Consider the following 25723-nt stretch of genomic DNA (forward strand, 5'->3'; position numbering starts at 1 on the left):
GATCCGGAAGGAGGGGCAGAGTCTTGAGGTCCCGCCCTATATGGGACAATTCATTCCGATTTGCAGCCGGCTGGAATGAAAAAACAAGATGACTGTGCGTCAACGAGGCTGAGACAGTCGCGTATCGGCGCCCGCTCCGGCCGATGTCTGCCTCGGGAGCTTGCGGTCAACCAGCCGGTCATGGACCAGCATACCGGCCAGCATTGCCACCACGAAGAGGACCGTTGCCGGCAAGCCAAGCGACAGCGAGGCGAGCGCCGGGCCCGGGCAAAGCCCGACCAACCCCCAGCCGACGCCGAAGATCGCCGAGCCGACGATCAGTCGCCGGTCGATGACCTGATTGTTGGGCAGATGAAAGGCCCCGTCGAACAGCGGATGTTTCAACCGGCGCGTCGCCAGAACTCCGAGCGCCGAAACGAAGACAGCGCCGCCGAGCACGACGGCAAGGCTTGGGTTCCAGTTGCCGGTTATGTCAAGAAAAGCCCGCACGCGGGCCGGATCGAGCATTCCCGACAGCGAAAGACCGAACCCGAATACGACGCCGGAGACGAGCGTCGCGGCAAGGCGGAGCAAGGCGCTGTTCATGCGAAGAAACCCGCAAGGAAGACCGTGACGATCGCCGCTCCCATGAAAGTGGCGACCGCGGCGATCGAGCGGCGCGACAGCCTTGCAAGCCCGACAACGCCATGACCGCTGGTGCAGCCCGAGCCCATGCGCGAACCGAAGCCCACCAGCAGGCCCCCAACCACGAGAAGCGGCCAGGAGGCCGTCACAGTCACCGACGGCCAGGCATCGAAAATGAGGCGGTACAACGCCGGTCCGGCAATCAGCCCCAGTACGAACAATGCGCCCGACGAAGCCTGTACGCCCTGCAGCAGCCGCCCTGCGATGCCACTGATGCCGGCCACCCGGCCATTGGCCACCATCAGGATCGCCGCCGACAGGCCAATCAACAGCCCGCCTACCAGCGCATTCCCGTATTCATTCATGCTTTTGAACCATCCCGACAGAAAATCTGATAGAGCGAGCCGACGAGGCGCGCCACCTTGTCGTGGCTGAGCCGATAGAAAACCTGCTTGGCCTGCCGACGGGTCGCGACAATGCCGGCATCCCGCAACACCGTCAATTGCTGTGAAAGCGTGGGCTGGCGAATGCCCAGCATTTCCTCGAGCGCCGCGACAGAATGCTCGCCTTCGAGCAGCGCGCTCACGATCAGCAACCTGTTGCGGTTGGCAAGTGTCCTGAGGATTTTAGAAACTTCGGCGGCATGCACAGCCATATCGCTGCGCATCCCCGGAAATTGCATGACCGTTCCCATTTCGTCCTCCTGTGGCGTCAAGGAGTGAGTAGGGCCCCCAATGCTTGTAGCGGCCAACCAGACACTATCCAAGATTGTTATACGAAATAATATAATATCGTATTACTTATTACAAAACCAGACGAAACGGAGAGATCGGCACGGCCTCGCCAACCCGAGGTTTTCTCATATGCAGAAAAACATATAGAAAATTCAGTCTGTTACAATTGGATCCGAAAATGCCGGGAATCGCCATATTTGGGGCAACCGTTCGGAACGCGACCCGGACGAGTAAAACCTAAAGTATAATACTACTTATTTACGGAATCAGGTCGATTTGCAGATCTTCGCCGACAGCCGGCCAGGAACGCACTCGAACGAAAGCCGGCGCAGGATTTGCTCGGCCGACCACAGCAATTACGCCCAGTTGTCACGAAACCGTGACGCTCTTCGATCAGTTTGCAACGCGCGGGCCGCAACATCGCCCTTTGATTTGCGCTCGTGATTTGCAGGCCGGAGCCTCCCCCTTTTGCTCCGGTCGTTGGGCCGGCCTCCCCGCCGGCCTCTTTTTTTTGCCGGCTTCCGAGCTTCGATAGCCGGCATCTGGAAACCACAGGTGCCAACCGGCTGAACACCTAATCGCAGTGCCGATAACCGGTCTTGCGCGTCCTCAGGTCGAAGTGGAAATGGTCCTTGTGGAACGGGTCGCTGCCCGGGCCGAGTACGGTGTTGAAGTACTTGCAGCTGTCGGAACGCACGGCCTTCAGCAACGCCTTCTCGCGGAAGGCGAAGAAGCCCTTCTTGCGCACGTCGATTTCCTTGCCGTTCTTCAGCACGAACTTGCCGACATCGATGGCGTTGCCGCGCGCATGTTCCGACATCGGATTGCCGCGACGCGAATTCATCGTACGGCAGGAGTAGCCGCCAAGCGGTTTGATCGTCTTGATGCCGGACCAGTAGCGGTAGCGTGACGACGGGGCGAGTTCGTACTTCACCCACTTCGCGAAAGCCTCGGTCACCTCGCAATTGAGCTTGACCGCCGGCTTCACACCGATGCCGCCGGACAGCCCGCTGAGTTCGATCGGATAGTCGATGCCGCAGGACGGACCGTTGCTGATGCGCGGAATGTCGCGGAAGGTGACGCCGAGCTTTTTCAGGCGCTGGCGGCAAGCAATCTCGGAACCGGGCATCGCGCCGGTATATTCGGGCGTCGACATCGGATTGTTGGCGCGCGGCAGGAAGGCGACCTGCTGCGGCTCCTGCGTGCGCTGAAGGCGCTGCTGTTCCATGGCGCGGGCGCGCTGCGCCTGTTCGCCGGCCATCTTGTCCGGCGACAGCGGCGGCAGATCCGGGTCATAGCCAAGGTTCGCTTCGGCCGGCGCGGCGCTGTTTGCGCCGCCGAGTTGGCGCACATTCTCGTCACCAATGCCGCCGACCACCGGCTGGCTGGCATTGCCCTCGGCAATGTCGTTGCTCTGCTCCTCCGCAAGCCCCACCACCGGCTGCTCCACGCCGAGCATCGCATCCATGTTGACGCCCTCTTGGGGAATAGCGCTCGAGCCGGCGCTTGCCGGCTGCGCGCCCGTCGCCACCGCCTCGTCGCTATCGAGCATCGGAAGCGCGCGGCGCGTCTGCTGAGGCGCCGCGTGCTGCGGATTGGTCTGGAAGGTCGAACGCTGCGTGGCGGCCGGATAGGCGGCCACCTCCTGTGCCGGCACGGCATCGACAGGAACCGGCCCGATCGACCCGACCCGCGCCCCGCCATCGATGCGGCCGGGCGGCGAAAGCGCGTCATCGGTCGAGCAGGTGACGAGCGAAAACGAAAGAACGAGCGCCGTCAGCGGGCGATGGAGACGAGTAACATAGGCCATACCGAACTGCGCCTTCCTCCAGGCGGCCCGAAAAAGACCACCGTCATCGCCCCGCTGCCCCTGCCGCCGCCACCGCGTTCAATTGGCACGCAATGGTTGCTACAGCACCTGCAATTGCTGCCTTTTGCCTGTGTCGCAAACCGGGCACAGCGGACAAAAAGCCTGATTTGCCTGGCATTTTATTCAAATACGGTAAACGAAGGCTTGCGCGCCAACCGCTGGAAATGGGGTGTCCGCGCTGCGAATGGTCCATCCATACCGACAAAAAAAGAGCCCGCGTCCTCGTCGGACGCGGGCTCGCATGCTGAAGGCTTGATCGCTTAGGCCTTAGCGGCACTCGCCGCGATGGACGATCTGGAAACCGGCACCACCCGCCTCGCAGGCGTTGGAGAAGGTTTCGATGCGGCTGCCACGCTGGCCGCAGACCGGGGCATATTCGCGGGTGCAGAACTGGCCCTCGGATGGACGGTCGTCCTCCCTGCGGCATTCGCCGCGGCCGATCACCTGGAAGCCCTCGGAACGCGCCTGGCAGGCGTTCGAGAAGGTCTGCGTGCGGCGGCCGCGCTGGCCACACACCGGATTGTATTCCATCGTGCAGGCCTGCGGCTCGCGATCCGGCGGGCGATAGTCCGGACGGCACTCGCCGCGGTGGATGACGTTGAAGCCGTCGGCGCGCGCCTGGCAGGAGTTCGGGAAGCTGCGCATACGATTGCCGCGCTCGCCACAAACCGGCGCATATTCCATCGTGCAGGCCTGCGGGCGCGTGGGCCTCGGCCCCGGCCGCGGCTCGTCGACGACGACGGTACAGGCGGAAAGAAACCCGAGCGCCAGCATCATGAGCGCGATCGGCCGGGTCAGAAGTAGTTTGAGAAGTGCCATGGTGTCCCCTCTGGTGCAGCGGCCGGCAACCGGAGCGACGCCCCGTCGAACACCTCCCGCTTCTCGCGTATCTATCCCCGGCGGTGCTGAGGTCAAGACGGAGAATGTCTCCGTGCACGACAACCGGTGTGACGACGGCGGCACCTAAACGCGTATCCTTGCGACAGCATTGCGGCCGACCCCGAATGAAAAACCCGCGCGGCGTAGCGCGCGGGTCGCAATCGATAAACCTGTGGCGTCAGGCGGCGCGGCCGTAACCCGCGTGCGAGCCTGAAGGCTGCAGCCGGAACTTCGTCAGCAGCGACTTCAGCTCGCGGCTTTCGGCCGCCAGCGTCTGGCTCGCCGCCGTGGTTTCCTCCACCATCGCCGCGTTCTGCTGGGTCATCTGGTCCATGCTGTTGACGGCGACATTGACCTCCTGCAGCCCGGTCGCCTGCTCCCGCGCGGCCGTGGCGATCGAGGCCACCTGCTCGTTGACCCGGTTGACCTGCGCCTCGATCTCCGCGAGCGCCTCGCCTGTGGAGCGAACCAGATCGACGCCGGCGCCGACCTCGCGCACCGAGGCGCCGATCAGTTCCTTGATCTCCTTGGCGGCTCCGGCCGAACGCTGCGCCAACTCGCGCACTTCCTGTGCGACGACGGCAAAGCCGCGGCCCGCCTCGCCGGCGCGCGCTGCCTCGACCCCGGCGTTGAGCGCCAGCAGATTCGTTTGGAAGGCGATCTCGTCGATGACGCCGATGATCTGGCCGATGCGACCGGACGAGCTTTCGATCCGCCCCATGGCGTCGATGGCATTGCGCACGATGCCGCCGGACTTTGCGGCGCTGGTCCTGGTCCGGTCGACCATCTCACGCGCTTCGTTTGCCCGTTCGGAGGCATGGCGAACCGTCGAGGTGATTTCGTCCAATGCCGCGGCCGTCTCTTCAAGGGCGGCTGCCTGCTGCTCCGTCCGGCGGGAAAGATTGTTTGCCGCTTCGGAAATATCGCCGGCGCTGGCGGTGACGATCTCGGTCGAATGCGAGATCGAGCCGATGACATCACGAAGGGCTGCGACGGCCGTGTTGAAGTCGTCCCGCAGCTTGCCGTATTCCGGCGCGATATGGCTGATCTCGGCGGTGAGGTCGCCACTCGCCAGGAGTTCGAGCGCCGCACCAACGGTTTCCATCGTCTCGGCCTGCGCCTCAGCCGTCGCCCGCTGGCGCTGCTCGTTGCCGCGCCGCTCGGAACTCAGTCGCTCCTGCTGTTCTGCCTCACGCGAGCGCAACACCAGCCGTTCGCGCACCGAGTCACGCAGGACAACGAGGACCTTGGCCATCTGGCCGATCTCGTCGCCACGGTCGGTTTCCGGCACCTCCGAAGACAGATCTTCGTCGGCGATCGCCCGCATCGAGGCCTTCAGCTTTTCGACCGGCTTGACGACGCTGCGCACGATCGCCAGTGCCGCCATCAGGATGGCAAGAGCGGCGGCGGCAAGAATGCCGGCAACCTGCCAGGCGCGGTCGCGGAACATCGCCGCCAGGTCGTCGGCATAGACGCCGGTCCCGACCACCCAGCCCCAGGGCTTGAAGCCGGCAACGTGCGAATACTTCAGCACCGGCGCGTCGGCACCGGGCTTCGGCCAGTAATAGTCGACGAAACCCTGGCCGCTCTTTTCGACGGTCTTTACGAACTCTACGAAGAGCTGCTTGCCGTTGGGATCCTTGTTTTCGGTGAGGTCCTTGCCGTCGAGCTCCGGCTTGATCGGATGCATGATCATGGTCGGATGCATGTCGTTGACCCAGAAATAGCCGCTGCCCTGGTAGCGCATCGCCTTGATCGCTTCGAGCGCGCGCTTCTGCGCCTCCTCGCGCGGCAGCGTGCCGGCCACTTCCAGCTTGTGATAGGCGTCGAACACGGCGATCGCGTTCTCGTCCATCGCCGCAAGCATCGCCTTTCGTTCGCCGACGAGCTTTTCCTGCGCCTGCAACAGACCGAAGGTCAGCGCCGCCGCCATGGTCAAAAGCGCGAATGCCACCAGCGCGTAGAGACGCGCCGAAATCCTGAATTTCTTCATTGCCAATCCCCTGCCCCTCGGCGCTCCCCGCGCCGCCCCAAATCCTGGCGCCGCGGCATAGCCGGCAGGCACTCCCAGAGCCTGCAGGTTAGGATGAGGTCTTTGCAAAGCTCCTAACGAGGAACCCCTAAATTTGGCATTCCTCATTCACCCCCTTCGAAAGTATAACGAGCCGGCACCTCAAGGACGTTGCCGGCATTTGTGCGGCAGCGGGGTCTTCCCTCCACAAGTGCGCTCGGGTTACATCTTGTCTCCAACAGGGAGACAGGCTGCATGACCGAACAGACGAGACCGACCGGCGAACTCACCTTGCGCACGCTCGCCATGCCGGGCGATGCCAATGCGGCGGGCGACATCTTCGGCGGCTGGGTGATGGCGCAGATGGACCTGTCCTGCGGCATCCGCGCGGCAGAACGCGCCCGCGGCCGCGTCGTGACGGCGGCTGTCAAGGAAATGGCCTTCGCGCTGCCCGTCAAGATCGGCGACACGCTCTGCATCTATACGGACGTGCTCAAGGTTGGCCGCACCTCGATGACGCTCAAGGTCGAAGCCTGGGCGCAGCGTTATCTCTCGCATCTGATGGAAAAGGTGACGGACGCGATCTTCGTGATGGTCGCGCTCGACGAGAACGGCAAACCGAAGCCGGTGCCGGCGGAAGAATAGGAGCGCGGCGTATGGAGCCTGCCCATACCGACCCGGAGATCTTCTCGCATATCCGCGTCGTCATGGGCATGATCGTCAGCCTGAGCCTCGCTCGGCTCTTGAGCGGCATTGCACTCTTCGTCCAGCATCCCGGCAAGACGCGCGTCTACTGGATCCACCTCGGCTGGGTCCTGTTCATGTTCGTCTTCCTCGTGCACTTCTGGTGGTGGGAGTTCCACCTGCATTCGCTGGCGGTGATCGATGTCAGCGTCTACCTCTTCGTCGTCCTCTATTGCTGCGTCTTCTTCTTTCTCTGCGTCATGCTGTTTCCAACGACGCTCGACGACTACAGCGACTACGAACACTATTTCATGTCGCGCCGGGCCTGGTTCTTTGGTGCCCTGGCGCTTGCCTTTGCCGTCGATCTCGTCGACACCGCGTTGAAGGGAAAGGCCTATTTCGCGTCCTACGGCTTTGAGTACCCGGCGCGCAACACCGCCTACATCCTGCTCTGCATTGCCGCCGCCTGGACCCCGAACCGCCGTTTTCACGCGGTCTTCGTCGTCGCAGCCGTCGCCTACCAGCTCGTCTGGATGTACCGGGCTTTCGATCTTCTCGATTGAGACGCGGCAGGGCCGTCGTTGAGGATTTCCGTCCATTGGTCTTGATCCAGCGGCACGGCAGTGCTTTATCCGTTAGTCATATCTATATCTCGCATATGCAGGTCGGGGGACTGTTGCATCATGGAAATCTTTACCGCTGCCGGCCTGGCGGCGCTTCTTCAAGTCATCGTCATTGACCTCGTTCTCGCCGGCGACAACGCCGTCGTGATTGGTCTTGCCGCCGCTGGCCTGCCGACGGACCAACGCAAGAAGGTCATTCTCGTCGGCATCATCGCCGCCACGGTGCTGCGCATCGCGCTCGCCAGCGTCACGGTGCAACTGCTCGAAATCATCGGCCTGCTGCTCGCCGGCGGCATCCTGCTGCTTTGGGTCTGCTGGAAGATGTGGCGAGAAATTCGCGAACAGCAGGCAGCAAACGCTGCGGGCGAAAGCGGACAAGGCTCCGAGGCGCCCAGGAAAACCTTCATGCAGGCGGCCATCCAGATAGTCGTCGCCGACGTCTCGATGTCGCTCGACAACGTGCTCGCTGTTGCCGGCGCTGCCCGCGAACATCCGACGATCCTGGTAATCGGCCTTGCGCTTTCGATCGCCATGATGGGCATCGCCGCCGGCTTTATCGCCCGGCTGCTCAACCGCTATCACTGGATCGCCTATATCGGTCTCGTGATCATCCTCTATGTCGCGCTCGACATGATCTATCGCGGCGCAGTCGAGGTCTGGCCGCATCTGGCCCCGGCCGTGGCGGCGGTGATGTAGTTACCGCAACGCCGACGACAAACCGCTTTTCGCTGAAAAGGCAGGGTTTACGCCCTGCCTTTTTCTTTGTGTCCGTTGGGGGTGCGTCAGCCCTTGAAGATGAAGGAAGCACCGGCCGCGATCAGCGCGAAGCCGACCAGATGGTTCCAGCCGATCGACTCCTTCAGCCAGAAGACGGAGAAGGCTGCAAAGACGATCAGCGTGATCACCTCCTGCATCGTCTTCAACTGGGCCGCCGAATAGACCTGGTGGCCGATGCGGTTTGCCGGCACCGCCAGGCAATATTCGAAGAAGGCAATGCCCCAGCTGGCGACGATCGCCATGTAAAGCGGCGACGACGTGTACTTCAGGTGCCCGTACCAGGCAAAGGTCATGAAGACGTTGGAGATCAGGAGCAGAAGAACGGGCCAGAGATAGGCCGGAGAAAGGGTGAACGACATGAAGAACCTCGGCGTGCGAATCACGTTGAGACGATGCGCCGCCGCCCCGTAAGCGCGCAAGTGCCGCCGCTTCTCCGGCGTAAAGACCTGCCTTGGAAGGCACCGACCCACTATTTTTTTGATGTCTGACGCGGCGAATCGCCGTTTCGCATCAGCTATTTCGGCGATTAGCAATCCCTGCCCTAATATTTTACGGGTTTTGCCACAATTTTGCACCGGCGCATGGTGAATGAAGCTTTGCTGCCCGACGGGGCAGACAGGGGAATACCACACTTCGAAACGGCAGTTGCCGTGAAGCTGGCTCCGCGTTCTGCCGCGGTTCGCCGGCGTGCCTGATGCGGCGTTTTCAACGCCTGCACGCGCGCGTCCGCTGATATCTCCCCGCCCAACATTGGAAACCGTTGAGCAACCGGGTGCCATGCCGGCGATTGCCAGGCCGCCCCGACCGTTCGCACCAAGCAACTTGTCAAGGAGACCTGACCATGAAGGTCCTGGCGTTTCTTGCGGCTGCCTATGTCGCGCTACTGACACCTGATTTCGCCAATGCGGGCATGCTTGCCCAGGCGCAGCAATACAAGGGCCTGCACGAGGTCAAGAACAACAAGACCCTTCGTGCAGCGCTCGGCATCAACCCGGCCCGCACCCCCTGGTGCGGCCACTTCATGGGCATGGTCGCCCGCAAGGCCGGGCGCAGTCCGCCGCAGAGCTTCGGCATCGCCCGTTCCTGGCTGCGTTTTGGCGCGCCCGTGAAGCTCTCCTATGCCCGTCCCGGCGACGTCGTCGTCGTGCGCACCGGCCGCGGCTATCACGTCGGCATCCTGTCCATGCTGTCGAAATCGACGGCCCAGCTGATCGGCGGCAACCAGTCCGGCGGCGTCAGGGTCTCGCAGTTCGCACGCGGCCAGGTGGTCGCCATCAGACGGTAGCGCGGCCACAACCGCGCCCGAGCGAGCTTCTTTCAGCGCCGGCTTTCCGGAATGCTGGCTTGCGCCCTCAAGCGAGCTTCAGCCGCATGGCACAGCGCCGCTCTGCCGGCAGCCCGTGCGCCGCCTCGTTGGCAAGGATTTCGGCAAGACGCGGATCGAGTTCGCCCGCATCGAGCGTCACAAAGCCGAGCTTGCAATAGAAGTGCTCGTTCCAGGCAAGATCGCGGAACGTCGTCAGCGTGACGGCGGCGCGTGACGTCACGCGCGCATGCGCGATTGCCGCCAGCATCAGCGTGCGCCCAAGCCCCTGCCCCTGACGTTCCGCCTCGACGGCAAGCTGCCAGATGTGCATGGCATCGTCGGCAACCGTAGCGCAAAGAAAAGCGATCGGCCGATCGGAGGCGTCGACCATTACCACCGATAGTCCGGTGCGCAGGAATTCGCGATGAGCTTCTGCCGATTGCACGTCGTCATCGGCAATCCAGGCAAGCTCGGGGACGGTGCGGAACACCTCGCCCGAGGAGCGCTCGATGGCGGGCAGAAGAGAAAGGTCGCTTTCGCGTGTGGGTCGAATCAGCGGCATGATGGCGCCATCCTACCGCCGCACTGCGCCGCGTCGACCCCGCTGCGTGTTCCCTGGCTGACCACCACGCCGCTTAAAGCGGCAACGCCATCAACATCTCGTCGAAATAGGCATCGTCAACCCGCAGCGCGCGCTGTTCCAGGCCGTATTCGACAAATCCCGCCTTCCGGTAGAGGTTGAGGGCAGCAGCGTTCGACGAGACGACAGTCAGCAACAGCCGCTCCACCTTGCCCCGCGCTTCGGCGATAATCCCGTCGACGAGCAAACGCGATAGCCCGGTTCCTCGTGCCTCTGGCAAGACATACATGCCCCAGAGGGTCCCCTTGTGCTTTGCCTTTGTCGCCGTCTGGATCGCGAGGCCAGCAACACCCATGAGCTTTTCATCGCTATCGAAGGCGCCGAGGACGAAGCCGCTATCAAGCCGTTCCGCTGTGACCTCGATCGGCCGGCTGGCCTCATCCTCGTAAGATGAACCGAAGGCTTCAGGATGCTTCAGCAGGCCGTCTAGCCGAACTGCCCGATAGGCCTCGGCATCACTGGAGGTGAGCCGGCGAATGGAAAAAGGCGCCATCACTGTTGATCCCGAGCGCGATAGAGGTTGCCGGCCTGAACCAAGCGCGGCGGCATGAAGGCCGCGAACCTTGCACAATCGGCCGCTCCGCGGAAGCACCGGCGAGTACAATCTCGCGTAGAAGCCGCGTGGAGCATTTTTACGCTTTGAGCAGCGTCTTCAGGCCCGATCAGGGCGATTTACGCTTCTCGGACTTTCTAATTTAAGTTACGCTTAATTTCCTTCTGACCAGATGCCGCAGGAGGGGCCCGCCGCCTTGGAACGGAAGCTCGCCGTGATCCTTGCTGCCGATGTCGCTGGTTACAGTCGCCTTGTCGCGACCGACGAGGAAGGCACGCTTGCGACCCTGGCCACCTACTGCGAGACGATTTCCGGCCTTGCTGCGGAGCACGGGGGCCGCGTCTTCGGCGCGGCCGGCGACAGCTTGGTCGCGGAATTCCAGAGCGCCGTGCAGGCCGTGCGGGCGGCGGTCGCCATCCAGCGAACCCTTCAGCGCCGCAATGCCGACCTACCGCCAGAAAGGCGCATGGAGTTCCGCATCGGCCTCAATCTCGGCGACGTGGTTGTCAACGGCGGCAATCTGCTCGGCGACGGGGTCAATGTCGCCGCCCGGCTCCAGCAGGTGGCGCAGCCGAACGACATCTGCATTTCCGGCGCGCTCCACGACCAGATCGAAGGCAAGCTCGAGTTTCCGATGCAGCGCCTCGGCGAGCGCGCGCTGAAGAACATACCGCGTCCGGTCCTGGTCCACCGCGTCGAGTGGCGCGAGAACCCGGCGGGCGGCGACTTGCCCGGCATGCCGCTTTCCCTGCCCGACAAGCCATCGATTGCGGTGCTGCCCTTCGTCAACATGTCCGGCGATCCCGAGCAGGATTTCTTCGCCGACGGACTGACTGAGGACATCATCACCGCACTGTCGCTTTACCGCTGGTTCTTCGTCATCGCGCGCAACTCTTCCTTCGCCTACAAGGGCCGCGCCGTCGACGTCAAACAGATCGGCCGGGATCTCGGCGTGCGCTACATCGTCGAAGGCAGCGTGCGCCGGTCCGGCTCGCGGGTGCGCGTTACCGGCCAGCTGATCGAGGCCGAGACCGGCAACCACCTCTGGGCGCAGCGCTACGAGCGTGAATTCGCCGACCTCTTCGCCATTCAGGACGAAATCACCCAGCATGTGGTCGCGGCAATCGAGCCGGAGATCCTGATCGGCGAAAACCGGCGCGCGCAATTGCGGGGCACCGACAATCTCGGCGCCTATGAATGCCACATGCGCGGCACCCTGCTGCACAACGCGCAGGATTCCGCCGTGCATTTCGACGAGGCGATCGAATGGCAGCGCCGCGCCATCGCCCTCGATCCGGAATTCGGCCGCGCGCACATGATGCTCGCCCGCTCGCTGTTTGCCCGCTGCTTCTTCGGCTTCAGCAAGGACATCGACCGCGACAGCGCCGAGTTGCAGGCGGAGGCCGCGCGCGCGGTGGTGATCGACGATCACGACCCCTATTGTCACTATGTCATGTGTCTCGCCAACTTCGCGGCCCAGCGGCCGCACGCCGCGGTCGAGGAAGCGCAACAGGCGATCGACATCAACTCCAACTTCGCGCTCGCCCACATGGCGCTCGGCTGGGCGCGCATCTATATCGGCCGCTTCGCCGAGTCGCTGGACCCGCTGCACAAGGCGCTGCGGCTGAGCCCGCACGATCCGCTCACCTATCTCTTCCTCAACCGCATGGCGCTCGCCCACTACCATCTCGGCAACTACGACGAAGCCCTGCGCTGCGCCGAACGGGCGCTGCTCTTGCGCCGCACCTATTTCAACCTGGTGATGCTGATCACCTGTCTCGGCCAGCTCGACCGCATCGATGAGGCGCGCAAGCTTCTTCCGGAAGCGATCGCCAACGCACCGAGCGACGTGCCGCGCTACTGGCGCTTCTTTACCGCCTATGTCGATCCTGCCGACCACGCGCATTTCAACGACGGGCTCGTCAAGGCGGGCCTGCCCATGGTTCCGTAGGCCGCCATGACACGATCGCAACTGTTCGGGGTTCTGATCGGCATGACGGTGGTGGCGTTCTTCACCATTCTGCGCGCCCAAGATCCGCAGTTGCTGCGCCAGGCGCGCGACGTCACCTTCGACGAATACCAGCGCATTGCGCCGCGCCGCTTCGAGCCCATGCCGGTCAAGATTATCGACATCGACGAGGCGTCGCTGCGCGAGCTCGGCCAATGGCCCTGGCCGCGCGATCGGCTGGCGAAGCTGACCGACCGCTTGAGCGAGATGGGTGCGGCCGCGATCGCCTTCGACGTGCTCTTTGCCGAGCCGGACAGATTGTCGCCGCGCACGGTGGTGCGCGATGTCGGCGGCGTCGATCCGTCCTTCCTTGCCGCCCTGCCGGACAATGACGAGATCTTCGCCGAGGCGATCCGCGACAAGCCCGTGGTTCTCGGCTTCGGCCTGACCAACGAGGGCAGCTACCTGCCGCCGGTCAAGGCCGGCTTTGCCCTGACCGGCGAAAGCGCCAACGAAGCGCCGCCGCGCCTGCGGGCCGCGACGCCGCTCAGGCCGCAGCTCGAGGCCAATGCCGCCGGCCTCGGCCACATCAGCCTCAATCCCGGCTCGTCCTCGGCGGTGGTGCGCACCGCCCCGCTATTCCTGAGCGACGGCCAGCAGTTCTATCCGAGCCTGGCCATGGAGGCCCTGCGGGTGGCCCAGGGTGCTTCGACCTATGTCCTGGCGGCCGCACCAGACGTCGCCAACACGCTGACCGCCGTCAAGATCGGCGACTTCGTCGTACCGCTGATGTCGACCGGCGAGGTCTGGCTCTTTGTCACGCCGGACACGACGGAACGCTATATCTCGGCGCGCCGCATTCTCGCCGACGGCGAGCCTTCGCCGGATATCCGCGCCGGCATCGAAGGCAGCATCGTCTTTATCGGCACTTCGGCGGCCGGACTGCAGGATGTGCGCACCACCGCGCTCGGCCAGAACGTGCCCGGTGTTTCGATCCACGCGCAGATCGTCGAGCAGATCCTGTCGGGTCGCTATCTTTCGCGCCCGGATTGGGCGAACGGGCTCGAAATCCTCTCGATCGCGCTCGCCGGAACGTTGCTGGTGCTGCTCACCACCTTCGTCAGCCCCGTGGTCGCACTCGTCTGCGGCATGGCAGTGACGGCGCTGGCGCTCGTCGCCTCCTGGATCGCCTTCTACTATGGCGGACGGCTTTTCGATCCGCTGGCGCCGATCCTCGCCGCCTCGATCACCCATTTCGCGGCCACTGCCTACCGCTTCCTGGTGACCGATCGCGAACGCCGCGAGGTGCGGCAGGCCTTCGGCCGCTATCTCTCGCCGTCGCTGCTCTACCGCATCGAGCATACGCGCAATGCCCTCAGCCTCGGCGGCGACGATCGCGAGCTCACCGTGATGTTCGTCGACGTGCGCAGCTTCACCGAAATGAGCGAGCGCATGACGCCGACCGAGGTCGTCGCCTTTCTCAACACGCTGCTCGATGCGCTGAGCCGGCATGTGCTGGCCAACGAGGGCACGCTCGACAAGTTCATCGGCGATTCGATCATGGCCTTCTGGAATGCGCCGGTCGACGTCGCCAACCATCCGCAAAAGGCAGTGCGTGCAGCGCTTGGCATGCGCGAGACGCTGGCGCGGCTGAACGCCGACAATGCCTTCGGCTTCGGCGCCGATCAGGAAGTGCGCATCGGCATCGGCATCCATACCGGGCTTGCCTGCGTCGGCAACATGGGCGCCGAGACGCGGTTCAACTATTCCGCCGTCGGCGACACCGTGAACATCGCCGCGCGCATCGAAGCGGCCTGCAAGGACGTCAACATCGACATTCTGGTGTCCGAGGCGACCGCCCAGGCTCTGCCGGACCATGCCATGCTCGACGCCGGCTCCCTCGGGCTCAAGGGCAAGACGACGCGAACGCGGGTCTATGCCGTCGCCGGCGACGAAAACCTCGCTGCCTCGCCCGCCTTCGCGGATCTGCGCGGCCTGCACGATCGGCTGGTCGCCGCACTCGGCGCTCGGACGCAGACCAGCCGCAGCATCGTCAACGCCGCCAAGCTGAAGGCAGCGGCGCTGACGCCGGCACTCGCCGGTTTCTACGCCCGGATCGGCCGCCGCGCCGACCATTTCGCGCAGACCACCGACGAGAATACCAAGCGTCCTGCCGAATGATCTTGCCCACGGCAGCCGAAAGCCACCTCGCAGAGCACATGCGGAAACGACCGCAGCCTACTGATTTAGTGCAGTTTTCAAGAAACACGGCTCGCCAGAGGAAGGCGGCAAGGCGCACCGGCTCGGCTTTGAGATCAGGCGCGCGCCAGCAAAGCCTTCGCCGCCCCTTCAATCGTGGCTTGGGGCCTGATCCTGCGTCCCCTGATCCTGGCTCGGTTGATCGCCGCCACCGCCGTCTTGCGGTCCTGGGTCGCCGGGGTTGTTCGGCTGCGGCCCGGGATCACCCGGGTTTTGCGGCTGCGGCCCGGGATCACCCGGGTTTTGCGGCTGCGGGCCGGGATCGCCCGGGTTCTGGGGCTGCGGTCCGGGATCGCCGGGGTTCTCCGGCTGCGGGCCCGGATCCCGGGGCTTTTCTTCCGGCGGCGGCTTCTCTTCACGCGGCTTTTCTTCGACGCGAGCCGGTTGCTCTGGGATGGTACGGGTGGTGCCCTCGAACTGCGCCGCGCGCAGCCCGCAACCGCCGCCCACCCAGCCGATCGCTCCGGACAGGCGTTGACCTCCGGAGAGGAACGGCAGCGCCTGGGCATTGCCGAGGGATTTCAACGTCGTGCGGCTTACCCGTTTCGGTTCGGTGGCCCTCCGGCCAGGCTTGGCGACGACGCAATCGCAGCGCTGCGTCAGCTGCCGGCAGCCGCCTGGACCGCAGAAATCCGCCGCGCCGCTGAGCAGCACCACGGCGGTGGTGCCATCCGGGCCGACAAAGAAGTCGAAGGCGGTGCCGCGCACCCCGATGGTGCCGGCCGGCGTGACGATTTCATAGGCGGAATGGCCGGATTTGCCGCTGATCCAGCGGAACGTGCCCTTGGCGGCCATGATGGTCAGCTTCTTCACCGACTTCTTGTCGTCATAGACGAACTTGTCGATGACGACGGAAGACCCCCAGCCGACGGCAAGCTTGGTGCCGTCCTCGAAGACGAACTGCCCGAGCCCGGACTTCGATGTCGATATCCGTTCGTTCTTGTAGACAGGGTCTCTGACCGCAATCGCACCCCGCGCACCGTTGACCGCTGTCCGGATCTCCACTGCCTTGCCGACCGGTTCGGCGGCAAACAGGGACATCGGACCAAGGACCACGGCACAAAGCCCAAGTGCGGCACCACGCAAGCAGAACATGGCACCCTCCAAAGAACTATTGTTATCACGCGGCAGGCTTGGCTGTCTTCTCGCCCAATCGGGGTAACGCTGCGTCAGGCCCGCAACCGTAAGGGTTACAATGCGACAGGAATCCGACCCGCCTTGGTTGAAGCCCGCGATTCAAGGCGCAAACGGCGCCGGAATCGACTTCGGCAACCGGGGCGAAATGTTGCCCTTTTGTACTCCCTCGCCCCTTCACTTTCGGCCGGACTCTCTCCATATTCCCCGCCATGACCAAAGCTCCGAAGAATGCCCCGCCGAAGCCCTCCACCCCGTCCGGTTTCGAAGAAGCGCCGCAGGCGCCTTTGTCAGGCACGCCGCTTTCCGGCAATGTTTCCGACTGGGTGAAGCAGCTTGAGGCGGACGCGGAAGCCTCGGCCTTCGAAACCCAACGCCAGATCGCCTCCAAGGCCGGCAAGCACCGCAAGACGGTGGAGATCGCCGCCTCCAAGGCGGCGCGCAAGGCAGCGGGCGCCGATGACGAGGCGCAGCCGAAGAAGGCGGGCAAGAAAGGCAAGGTCGAGATCGTTGGCAGCAAGTCGGCGCGCGGCACCTCCATGGGCGGTTCGACCGACCCGAAGACCCGCGCCGCCGCCGGCCTCAATCCGGTGGCCGGCCTCGACGTCTCGCTGGAAGATGCCGCCAAGCTGACCTCCACCTCGGGCGTCACCGCCACCGTCGAGGCGCTTTCGGCGCTGATCGAGAGCGGCAACCCGCTGTTCAAGGACGGCAAGCTCTGGACGCCGCATCGCCCTGCCCGCCCACCGAAATCCGAGGGCGGCGTCGAAATCCGCATGGCGTCGGACTACCAGCCGGCCGGCGACCAGCCAACGGCGATCGCCGATCTGGTCGAGGGCCTGAACTCCGGCGAGCGCAGCCAGGTGCTGCTCGGCGTCACCGGCTCGGGCAAGACCTTCACCATGGCCAAGGTGATCGAGGCGACGCAGCGCCCCGCCGTGATCCTCGCGCCCAACAAGACGCTCGCCGCCCAGCTCTATTCCGAGTTCAAGAACTTCTTCCCGGACAACGCGGTCGAGTACTTCGTCTCCTACTACGACTATTACCAGCCGGAAGCCTACGTGCCGCGCTCGGACACGTTTATCGAGAAGGAATCCTCGATCAACGAACAGATCGACCGCATGCGCCACTCGGCCACCCGCTCGCTGCTGGAGCGCGACGACTGCATCATCGTCGCCTCGGTCTCCTGCATCTACGGTATCGGCTCGGTCGAGACCTACACCGCCATGACCTTCCAGATGAGCGTCGGCGACCGGCTCGACCAGCGCCAGCTTCTCGCCGACCTGGTGGCGCAGCAGTACAAGCGCCGCGACATGGACTTCCAGCGCGGCTCGTTTCGGGTGCGCGGGGATACGATCGAGATCTTCCCGGCCCACCTGGAGGATGCCGCCTGGCGCATCTCCATGTTCGGCGACGAGATCGACGCCATCACCGAGTTCGATCCGCTCACCGGCCAGAAGACCGGCGACCTGAAGTCGGTGAAAATCTACGCCAACTCGCACTATGTCACCCCGCGCCCGACGCTGAACGGCGCCATCAAGGCGATCAAGGAAGAGTTGGTGCATCGCCTCGCGGAACTCGAAAAAGGCGGCCGCCTGCTCGAAGCCCAGCGACTGGAGCAACGCACCCGCTACGACATCGAGATGCTCGAGGCGACAGGCTCCTGCGCCGGCATCGAGAACTATTCGCGTTACCTCACCGGCCGCAATCCCGGCGAGCCGCCGCCGACGCTGTTCGAATATATCCCCGACAATGCGCTGCTGTTCATCGACGAGAGCCACGTCTCCGTGAGCCAGATCGGCGGCATGTATCGAGGCGACTTCCGCCGCAAGGCGACGCTTGCCGAATACGGCTTCCGCCTGCCCTCCTGCATGGACAATCGCCCCTTGCGCTTCGAGGAATGGGACGCGATGCGCCCCGACACGATCGCCGTTTCGGCGACGCCCGGCAGCTGGGAGTTGGAGCAATCCGGCGGCGTCTTTGCCGAACAGGTCATCCGCCCGACCGGCCTGATCGATCCGCCGGTGGAAGTGCGCTCGGCGAAAACCCAGGTCGACGACGTGCTCGGCGAAATCCGCGAGACGGCCGCCGCCGGCTACCGCACGCTCGTTACCGTGCTCACCAAGCGCATGGCAGAAGACCTCACCGAATACCTGCACGAACAGGGCATTCGCGTGCGCTACATGCACTCCGACATCGACACGCTGGAGCGCATCGAGATCATCCGCGACCTGCGTCTCGGCGCATTCGACGTGCTCGTCGGCATCAACCTTCTGCGCGAAGGCCTCGACATCCCCGAATGCGGCTTCGTCGCCATTCTCGACGCCGACAAGGAAGGCTTCCTGCGCTCCGAGACCTCGCTGGTGCAGACCATCGGCCGCGCCGCCCGCAACGTCGACGGCAAGGTCATCCTCTATGCCGACCAGATCACCGGCTCCATGCAGCGCGCCATGGACGAAACCAGCCGCCGCCGCGAAAAGCAGATGGCCTATAACGAGGCCAACGGCATCACCCCGGAATCGGTGAAGGCGAAGATCTCCGACATCCTCGATAGCGTCTACGAGAAGGACCACGTCCGCGCCGACATTTCCGGCGTCGCCGGCAAGGGTTTCGCCGACGGCGGCCACCTCGTCGGCAACAACCTGCAGGCGCACCTCAACGCGCTGGAAAAACAGATGCGCGACGCCGCCGGCGACCTCGACTTCGAAAAGGCCGCGCGCCTGCGCGACGAGATCAAACGCCTCAAGGCCGCCGAACTCGCCGCGATGGACGACCCGATGGCGCGGGAAGAGGCACGGTCGCAGGAGGGTGGCAAGCGGTCCGGCTCCTCGACGTCATCTTCGGGCTCGACCCGAGGATCCAAATCCACCGACGACAAATCCCTATTTCAGAAGCCGTCCCTCGACGACATGGGCCCAGGCACGGACACGGAGACCCCACTGTTCCGCAAGCCCGACCTCGACGAAATGGGCCGCGACGTCGCGACACCCGCCGGCGCGGACAAATCGCTGTTCCGCCGGAACACGCTGGACGAAATGACCGTCGGCCGCACCGAAAAGCCAGTCATCGGCCACGTCCCGGAAAAACCGATCGTCACGCGGGCGAAACCGGGTGTCGGCTCCTATGAGGATCCGGTGGATCAGAAGCGGCAGAAGGGGCGGACGAAGGGCAAGACGGGGCGGCCGGGGCGGTGAGGTAGAACTTCGATGGAGTGGTTTGCATGACGAACGCTGAGCAAGCCGGATCAATCTCCGCGAACTGATCGATGGGGAAGCGCCGCTGCCGTTGTCGGCATGTTGTCAATCGGGCCAGTCTTCGCCGGCATTGTGATATCGCGTTTCATTGCAGGTGAACTGCCCGGCCACCACACGCTTACCGTCGCCGAACACCAAATCCTGTTTTATTTGATAATCTCGGCGCTAGGTTATGGCGCCTTCAAGACGATGCAGCTCAGCCTGTTGTTCGTTGTCGCTCACTTCGGCGGCCGGTGGAAGCTTTAGAAAAAGTTGATTGAGATGACGGTCGGCCGGGCACAATAGTCCGCGATCTTCAAAACTCTCGGAGAGCGCCCCGGCCAACTCCGACGTACTCGCGGTGGCGCAGGGAACCTTGGCCTTGCCGCCTCCCCCATTCCCCGCTACAACCACCCTCATGATCAAGACCGCGCTCATCGCTGCCAACTATTATGCGACGTCTCCATAGGGAGCGGCGCGTTTCGATCATGCCTTGAAACAAGCCGCCGTCAGGCGGCTTTGTTTTGTTCAGTGCTCCCTGGCGGCATAGCCGTGGAGAGTACCGATGACCCATTCCGACAATCCAACCGATGCCTTTGAGCCGCGTTCCGCGATCACCTGGACGCTGGTTGAGCGCGGTTATGTCAACCAGGTGACCGATCTTGCGGGCGTCGACGGCGCCTTTGCGGCCGGCGTCGTGCCTGTCTATGCCGGTTTCGATGCGACGGCGGACAGTCTGCATGTCGGCCATCTCATGCCGATCATGGCGCTTCGGCGTCTGCAGCAGGCCGGCCACAAGCCGATCGTTCTGATTGGCGGCGGCACCACCCGGATCGGCGATCCCAGCTTCCGTTCGGCGGCACGGCCGATGCTGTCAGAAGACGAGATTGCGGCCAATGTCGCCGGCATCCGCAAAGTGTTCGAGCGGCTGCTGACCTTTGGCGACGGGCCGTCCGACGCGGTCATGGTCAACAATGCCGACTGGCTGGACCGGATGGCCTGGATCGACATGCTCCGGGACGTCGGCAAACATTTCTCTGTCAACCGCATGCTTTCCTTTGACAGCGTGAAAACGCGGCTGGAGCAACAGGAGAACCTGAGCTTCCTCGAATTCAACTACATGATCCTGCAGGCGGTCGATTTCCTCGAGCTGTTTCGCCGCACCGGTTGCCGGCTGCAGCTCGGTGGCGGCGACCAGTGGGGCAATATCGTCGGCGGCGTCGATCTCTTGCGCCGGATCGAGGGCGCGGAAGTCTTCGGCATGACCACGCCGCTCCTGACCACCGCCTCGGGCGTCAAGATGGGCAAGACAGCGGCCGGCGCGGTCTGGGTCAACGAAGACCGCCTGTCGCCCTACGACTACTGGCAGTTCTGGCGCAACGCCGAGGATGCCGACGTGGTGCGCTTCCTCAAACTCTTCACCGAACTGCCGATCGACGAGATCGAAAGGCTCGGTCGCGCCGAGGGTGCGGAACTGAATGCGGTGAAGGAGCGGCTTGCCAACGAGGCGACGGCACTGGTGCATGGGCGGCAAGCGGCCGATCATGCACAGCAGACGGCGCGGCAGGCTTTCGGGCAAGGCGAAGCCGCCGCGGGCTTGCCGACCGTCGAACTCGACGACGCCGAGCGCACTGCCGGCGTGATGCTGATCGACCTGCTCGTCCGGGCCGGGCTGGCGGCATCGAAGAGCGAAGCGCGGCGGGCGATCTCAGGGCGCGGCGTCCGCATCGACGGCGAGGTCGTCGAGGATGGCGACGGACTGCTGACCGTCGCCGGGCGCCCGCTGCGGCTCTCGCTCGGCAAGAAGCGCCATGTGGTGGTGAAGTAGCGGTTCTCCGCTACGACCACAGCCTCACCGCCCTCGACCCGGCGCTTGTTTTGGACCCTCCTCGCGCCACATCTGCGGCGCGGGGGATGCGTCGGCAAACCAAAGCGCCTGTGTGCGCTGGCTCGGCATCTCCTGCCGCGCCGACGCGCGGCAGCTGGATCTCTGTGACGCGCACAGAGATGAGGGTGGAGATGATGCAGCCGCAGAAATCGTGGCTTGGGCGTGACGACGGTAACCGGCGGCGCTCTTATGAAATCGGCTCGCAGCGAACCACCTTGGCCGAAGAAGTGCCGGGATTACCCGACCGCCCTCATTCCTGTGCCTGTCACAGGAGTCCAGCAGCGCCGCGTCTGCGGCGCGAAGGGCCTACTGCCAAAAAGTTTGCCGGAACGAGCCGCCGCAGTTTTCCGCCGTGCGGCCGCATTGGTACGGGATCCCTGTGACGAGCAGAGATGGACGGGGCTGCAGCCGCCAAGATCGCGGCTCCAACGGCCCGGACAACACATCGGGGCTGTGGCGGGCGGCATCGTGGCGCCAACGCCGCTCGAAAGTGAGCCCGCCCACGGCCACGCCGACGTCGCGGCGACCAGCCCACCGCAACCGCCCTCGCCTCGACCTGCCCTGCGTCGTCGCCAAACTCCTCGCCCCACTTGCAGAGCGCATCCGCCGCCACGTTCAGCGCGGCACCGCGTTTGGTCAACGAATAGACCACCTTTGGCGGCGTTTCCGGATAGGTGGTGCGGCTGACGAGGCCATCGGCTTCCAGTTCGCGCAGTTGCTGCGCCAGCATCTTCTCGCTGATGGCGGGCATCGCCTGACGCAGGCGGCCGAAGCGGCGCGCGGCCTTGCCGAGTTCGCAGAGAATATCGACCTTCCACTTGCCCTCGATCGCCCGCAGCGCGGTCATGAAACCGCAGTTTTCCATGGCATCCGTCACGTCATCCTCCCTTACGCCGGGGTAACCACTTACCCGCGCGTGCGTATTGCGACCCGATTGTCCCGTCTTACGTCTCAGCCGCGACGACAAATGCGTCGCCTCGAACAAGCGAAGCGGGATGCGCGTAGCGAGCGCCGATCCCGCACCAAGGATATGGAGACTGGATATGCAACCTGCAATCAGCGTTTTGGGAATGGGGCGGATGGGGTCGGCATTGGCGCATGCGCTGCTCAAGGCCGGGCACCCGACGACGGTGTGGAACCGTACGCCGGCAAAGGCCGCGCCGCTCGCCGCAGCCGGAGCCGAAGTGGCGGCCAGCGTACGCAACGCCGTCGCAGCCTCCGACATCGTCATCGTCAATGTCAGCGACTACCAGGCGACGCAGAGCCTGCTGCGCGACCCTGACGTCACTGGCACCCTCAAGGGCAAGCTGATCATCGAGCTGACCTCCGGCACGCCCGATGGCGCCCGCGAGGTGCAGGCTTGGGCCGGGCGGCATGGCATCCGCTACCTCGACGGTGCGATCCTGGCGACGCCCGATTTCATCGGCACCGAAGCGGGCACGCTGCTCATCTCCGGCCCGGCCGCGGCGTTTGAGGAAAGCCGCGCAGTGCTCGGCGCGCTCGCCGGCAATGTGCAGCATATCGGCGCTGATCCGGGCCTTGCCAACGCGCTCGACAGCGCGGTGCTCGCCCTGATGTGGGGCGCGCTGTTCGGCGCGCTGCAATCGATCGCCGTCTGCCGCGCCGAGGCGATCGATCTCGAAACGCTTGGCAAGCAATGGTCGGCGACGGCGCCTGTCATCGATGGCCTCGTCGCCGACCTGATCAAGCGCAGCGCCGCCGGGCGCTATGCGGCCGACGACAAGACGCTTTCCTCGGTCTCGCCGCACTATGGCGCCTTCCACCATCTGGTCGAGCTGATGGCCGCCCGCGGCATCGACCGGACGATCACCGACGGCTACGAGGCGATCTTCCGCCGTGCCATCGACGCCGGCCACCTGCACGACGATTTTGCATCGTTGTCGCTGTTCATGGGGCGTCCGTAACGCGTAGGTGACGGGGCGCGCGCCGTCCGCTGTGCCGCCCCGCGCCACAATCTTTCAGATTTGCGCTTTAAGCCTTTGATCCATCGCCGCGTTCTGCGCCTGCCGCGTCCTTGCTCCGCGTGCGGCGGTGCGCACTCACTTCGCGGCCTCCGCACCGCCCCCTTCGCCTGCCGGCTTGAGTACTCCGACCAAGGTCTTGCCGTCGGTGAAGTAAGGATCGCCGCCGCCGTTGCGACCCGATGTGGTGGCGCCGACGCCGGGGATCTCATAGGTCGATGCCACCTGCCCGGCCTTGTCGAGGTCGTCGATGACCAGATTGCGTTCGGCATCGAGATCGGGGCCGATGTGGTGGGTGATCTGGCCGGTATCGTGGCTGAGGCCGACGCCGCGGTCGAAGCTGGCCGAACCGAGCCAGAGCGGGCCGCTGCCCTCCACAGGCTTGGTCGTCTGCCAAAAGCGCACATGGTTGCGCTGGTCGGCGCTGTGGCCGACCGGCTTCTCGAAGGCCAGGTCCTGCTTGCGCCCCTCATAGAACAGCGGACTGACGGGCGCGTCGAGATCCGGCCGGTCGAGCACGACGCTGAGGCCGATATCGACCGAGGACCTGAGCGTCACCTTGTCGGCGGCGTCCCATCCGGCCGCGGCGAAGGCGCGGATGATCTGCTCCTTGGAGCCGACCAGCCCGACATTGATCGGGTCGCCGGGAATACCCTGCTCCGTGGACGTTACCATGGGATTGAGCGGAACCCTGCGCCTGGAATCACGGAAGACCCAGAGTTCCGGGACGAGAAAATAGCTGACCGCGAGATAGGCGGCGAGCATGGTCGCCAGCAGGAAAACGGCTGCACGCATGTGTGAGCGGCTCATGCCACTCTCCTTCGCTCCAGACGATGGCAGAGTCCCGGCTATCGGACACAGACGAAGACTATGGCACCGATGGAGGCGACTGCACAGCGGTGCCACAAAGGCGAACGTCGGTGATATCAACGCCGCCGATCGCGCCGGCCGACAGCCAGGTGTCCGGATCACGGGTGTCGTCGTCGTCCCGGCGTACTTACCACAGGCAAAGTCGAGACGGCGCCGCCTACTCCGCCGCGTGCGCCTTCACCTCCAGCGCCTCAAGCTCGTAGGAATACCCCTCCAGCATTTCATAGGCCTGCTCGATCGTCTTGATCTGCTCGTCGGTGCTCTTGATCGCCTCGGCGATCGAGCGCGAGCGGGCGCGCAGCATCGAGCCGAGCACGTCGGTCTCCGGCCGGCGGCCGAGGCGGTCGAGGTGCTTGCGCACGCGGGCCCGGTGGCGCTCGAGTTCGAGGATATGGAAGCGGCTCTTGACGATATCGTCCGAAAGCTTGCGCCGCATCGCGGCGACAGGATCGAAGCTGCCGGGCTCGCGCTCGTCGAGGATGAACTCGTTGACCAGCGTTTCCAGCATCATCAGGCCCTTGAGATCGCGCGCGTCGGCCAGCTGCGGATCGTAACCGGTGTCGTCATAGACCTTGCGGCGCACCGGATCCTTGAGCAGCTCATAGGCCACCTGCAGTCGCGCGAACTGTTCAGGATCGCCGCCGGAATCCGGATGCGCGGATTTCGCCGCCTTGCGATAGGCGTTGCGGATCGCCTGATTGTCGGCGTCGCGTTCCAGTCCAAGCAGTTCGTAAGGGTCGATCACGCTGTCCCTCTCCGTATGTCACTCTCGCCACCAGCAAGACCTGGCCGGCGCACTCTCACCAATTCAGCCCCGGCGATACTTCGCCCGCACGGCGATACTTCGTCCGTCCTCGCGGCCGCCCGTCTGCGCCACTGGCTACGCCATCGGCGGCCAAGACGGAACCAACCTTCAGTAAAACCTGCGCGTTATCCCGGGGATGCGCAAGTGTTATGGAGAGGTGCAAGCCTTCCCCCCGGCAGTCCGCCCCCAAAACGCAAACGCCCGTTGGCGGCGCGCACGTTCGGTCGCGGTCGGGACGAAATTGTGTCCGGAAACCGGCCGTCCCCGATTTTTCTCCCTGCCCGGAAAGCGACGGTCGAGAACGGGCCAAAGCCCTGCAAAGACAGAGGCTGGACGGCTTCCCGCGGCGCACAAGGCGCTTGCCTTTTTCTGCAAATCCTGTCACTTCTTGCCCCGTTCGGGCGATTTCTATCCCGGAGACTGGACTTTCAACTGCGCCCGGCCTTGTGTCGGGACCGCCGGCAGCGGCACCGTAGACGTCTTTTCCCCGATATCGTGACCACTCGACGCCTTTCCGCTTGCAAGCGGAAGACGAGATGCCCACATCCCCCAGGGGGCGCGGGCAACGCAAATTGACTGAAGGAAAAGGACTTCTTCCATGGCCACCAAGGGCATCGTAAAATTCTTCAACCAGGACAAGGGCTTCGGCTTCATCACGCCGGATGGCGGCGCGAAGGACGTGTTCGTACACATCTCCGCCGTTCAGGCCGCTGGCCTCGCTACGCTCAAGGACGGCCAGCAGGTCACCTTCGACACCGAGCCGGATCGCATGGGCAAGGGCCCGAAGGCCGTCAACATCCAGGCTGCCTAAGCCGGATCGTCCAGTCGGACATTCATTTGGAAACGGCGCTCCGCAAGGGGCGCCGTTTTCGTTTGGGGCTTGCGCTCGACCCGAGGAGAGGC

23 protein-coding genes are annotated in these 25723 nt (G+C 64.3%); 10 read left to right on the forward strand and 13 right to left on the reverse strand.

Annotated features, from left to right (window positions below):
* Positions 1-99: 99 nt before the first annotated feature.
* From FA04_RS08315 to FA04_RS08340, 6 genes are all read right to left on the reverse strand, one after another.
* Entirely contained in the window at positions 100-585 is a 486-nt protein-coding gene (locus FA04_RS08315) for a YeeE/YedE family protein (RefSeq protein ID WP_034795216.1), read from the reverse strand.
* The gene (locus FA04_RS08320; protein ID WP_034795219.1) at positions 582-989 is read right to left on the reverse strand and encodes a YeeE/YedE family protein; all 408 of its coding nucleotides are present in this window, start codon (positions 987-989) and stop codon (positions 582-584) included. The genes FA04_RS08315 and FA04_RS08320 overlap by 4 nt, the downstream gene beginning before the upstream one ends.
* Positions 986-1318, reverse strand: coding sequence for an ArsR/SmtB family transcription factor (locus FA04_RS08325; RefSeq protein WP_034795232.1), 333 nt, complete (start codon positions 1316-1318; stop codon positions 986-988). The genes FA04_RS08320 and FA04_RS08325 overlap by 4 nt, the downstream gene beginning before the upstream one ends.
* 614 nt (positions 1319-1932) lie before the next feature.
* Positions 1933-3168: an extensin-like domain-containing protein gene (locus FA04_RS08330; protein ID WP_034795234.1), complete on the reverse strand. Its 1236-nt coding sequence runs from the start codon at positions 3166-3168 to the stop codon at positions 1933-1935.
* Between the two features lie 327 nt (positions 3169-3495).
* Positions 3496-4047, reverse strand: a complete 552-nt coding sequence (locus tag FA04_RS08335; RefSeq protein WP_034795236.1) for a Kazal-type serine protease inhibitor family protein — start codon at positions 4045-4047, stop codon at positions 3496-3498.
* Between the two features lie 238 nt (positions 4048-4285).
* Positions 4286-6100 (reverse strand): methyl-accepting chemotaxis protein, encoded by a 1815-nt coding sequence (locus FA04_RS08340; RefSeq protein WP_034795238.1) that lies wholly within the window; start codon positions 6098-6100, stop codon positions 4286-4288.
* A gap of 273 nt (positions 6101-6373) precedes the next feature.
* Between FA04_RS08340 and FA04_RS08345 the strand changes: the two genes are divergently transcribed.
* From FA04_RS08345 to FA04_RS08355, 3 genes are all read left to right on the forward strand, one after another.
* On the forward strand, positions 6374-6763 hold the full coding sequence (locus FA04_RS08345) for an acyl-CoA thioesterase (RefSeq protein ID WP_034795240.1): 390 nt from the start codon (positions 6374-6376) through the stop codon (positions 6761-6763).
* Positions 6764-6774: 11 nt separating this feature from the next.
* Positions 6775-7365 (forward strand): hypothetical protein, encoded by a 591-nt coding sequence (locus tag FA04_RS08350; RefSeq protein ID WP_034795242.1) that lies wholly within the window; start codon positions 6775-6777, stop codon positions 7363-7365.
* Between the two features lie 120 nt (positions 7366-7485).
* Positions 7486-8121: a TerC family protein gene (locus tag FA04_RS08355; protein WP_034795244.1), complete on the forward strand. Its 636-nt coding sequence runs from the start codon at positions 7486-7488 to the stop codon at positions 8119-8121.
* Positions 8122-8207: 86 nt separating this feature from the next.
* Here FA04_RS08355 and FA04_RS08360 read toward each other — a convergent pair whose 3' ends face one another.
* Positions 8208-8561 (reverse strand): DMT family protein, encoded by a 354-nt coding sequence (locus tag FA04_RS08360; protein WP_034795307.1) that lies wholly within the window; start codon positions 8559-8561, stop codon positions 8208-8210.
* Positions 8562-9043: 482 nt separating this feature from the next.
* On the opposite strand from FA04_RS08360, the gene FA04_RS08365 reads away from it, so the two are divergent.
* Positions 9044-9487: a TIGR02594 family protein gene (locus tag FA04_RS08365; RefSeq protein WP_034795245.1), complete on the forward strand. Its 444-nt coding sequence runs from the start codon at positions 9044-9046 to the stop codon at positions 9485-9487.
* Between the two features lie 67 nt (positions 9488-9554).
* On the opposite strand, the gene FA04_RS08370 is transcribed toward FA04_RS08365, so the two are convergent.
* Together FA04_RS08370 and FA04_RS08375 are read right to left on the reverse strand one after the other, a co-directional pair.
* Entirely contained in the window at positions 9555-10070 is a 516-nt protein-coding gene (locus tag FA04_RS08370) for a GNAT family N-acetyltransferase (protein ID WP_034795249.1), read from the reverse strand.
* 73 nt (positions 10071-10143) lie between these two features.
* Positions 10144-10641, reverse strand: a complete 498-nt coding sequence (locus FA04_RS08375; RefSeq protein WP_034795266.1) for a GNAT family N-acetyltransferase — start codon at positions 10639-10641, stop codon at positions 10144-10146.
* Between the two features lie 256 nt (positions 10642-10897).
* Here FA04_RS08375 and FA04_RS08380 point away from each other — a divergent pair, with 256 nt between their 5' ends.
* Both FA04_RS08380 and FA04_RS08385 read left to right on the forward strand, forming a co-directional pair.
* The gene (locus tag FA04_RS08380; RefSeq protein WP_034795269.1) at positions 10898-12652 is read left to right on the forward strand and encodes an adenylate/guanylate cyclase domain-containing protein; all 1755 of its coding nucleotides are present in this window, start codon (positions 10898-10900) and stop codon (positions 12650-12652) included.
* Between the two features lie 6 nt (positions 12653-12658).
* Positions 12659-14830, forward strand: a complete 2172-nt coding sequence (locus FA04_RS08385; RefSeq protein ID WP_034795272.1) for a CHASE2 domain-containing protein — start codon at positions 12659-12661, stop codon at positions 14828-14830.
* 168 nt (positions 14831-14998) lie between these two features.
* Here the strand turns inward: FA04_RS08385 and FA04_RS34245 are convergent, their stop codons facing one another.
* Entirely contained in the window at positions 14999-16003 is a 1005-nt protein-coding gene (locus tag FA04_RS34245) for a FecR domain-containing protein (RefSeq protein ID WP_082566463.1), read from the reverse strand.
* A gap of 251 nt (positions 16004-16254) precedes the next feature.
* Between FA04_RS34245 and uvrB the strand changes: the two genes are divergently transcribed.
* Positions 16255-19236, forward strand: a complete 2982-nt coding sequence (gene uvrB / locus FA04_RS08395; RefSeq protein ID WP_034788499.1) for an excinuclease ABC subunit UvrB — start codon at positions 16255-16257, stop codon at positions 19234-19236.
* Positions 19237-19840: 604 nt separating this feature from the next.
* Complete coding sequence (gene tyrS / locus FA04_RS08405; RefSeq protein ID WP_051659136.1) at positions 19841-21103, forward strand: tyrosine--tRNA ligase; 1263 nt, start codon at positions 19841-19843, stop codon at positions 21101-21103.
* 325 nt (positions 21104-21428) lie between these two features.
* On the opposite strand, the gene FA04_RS34250 is transcribed toward tyrS, so the two are convergent.
* Positions 21429-22040 carry a winged helix-turn-helix transcriptional regulator gene (locus FA04_RS34250; protein WP_234798741.1) on the reverse strand — a complete coding sequence of 204 codons (612 nt, stop codon included), beginning with the start codon at positions 22038-22040 and terminating at the stop codon, positions 21429-21431.
* A 166-nt stretch (positions 22041-22206) separates the two neighbouring features.
* On the opposite strand from FA04_RS34250, the gene FA04_RS08415 reads away from it, so the two are divergent.
* Complete coding sequence (locus FA04_RS08415; RefSeq protein WP_034788492.1) at positions 22207-23088, forward strand: NAD(P)-dependent oxidoreductase; 882 nt, start codon at positions 22207-22209, stop codon at positions 23086-23088.
* A 135-nt stretch (positions 23089-23223) separates the two neighbouring features.
* On the opposite strand, the gene FA04_RS08420 is transcribed toward FA04_RS08415, so the two are convergent.
* Together FA04_RS08420 and FA04_RS08425 are read right to left on the reverse strand one after the other, a co-directional pair.
* Positions 23224-23955: an LssY C-terminal domain-containing protein gene (locus FA04_RS08420; RefSeq protein WP_051659135.1), complete on the reverse strand. Its 732-nt coding sequence runs from the start codon at positions 23953-23955 to the stop codon at positions 23224-23226.
* A 217-nt stretch (positions 23956-24172) separates the two neighbouring features.
* On the reverse strand, positions 24173-24760 hold the full coding sequence (locus tag FA04_RS08425; protein WP_034788490.1) for a J domain-containing protein: 588 nt from the start codon (positions 24758-24760) through the stop codon (positions 24173-24175).
* A 658-nt stretch (positions 24761-25418) separates the two neighbouring features.
* Between FA04_RS08425 and FA04_RS08430 the strand changes: the two genes are divergently transcribed.
* On the forward strand, positions 25419-25631 hold the full coding sequence (locus FA04_RS08430) for a cold-shock protein (protein ID WP_034788487.1): 213 nt from the start codon (positions 25419-25421) through the stop codon (positions 25629-25631).
* The last annotated feature ends 92 nt before the right edge of the window (positions 25632-25723 follow it).

The sequence above is a fragment of the Ensifer adhaerens genome, assembly GCF_000697965.2.
Lineage (GTDB): Bacteria > Pseudomonadota > Alphaproteobacteria > Rhizobiales > Rhizobiaceae > Ensifer > Ensifer adhaerens.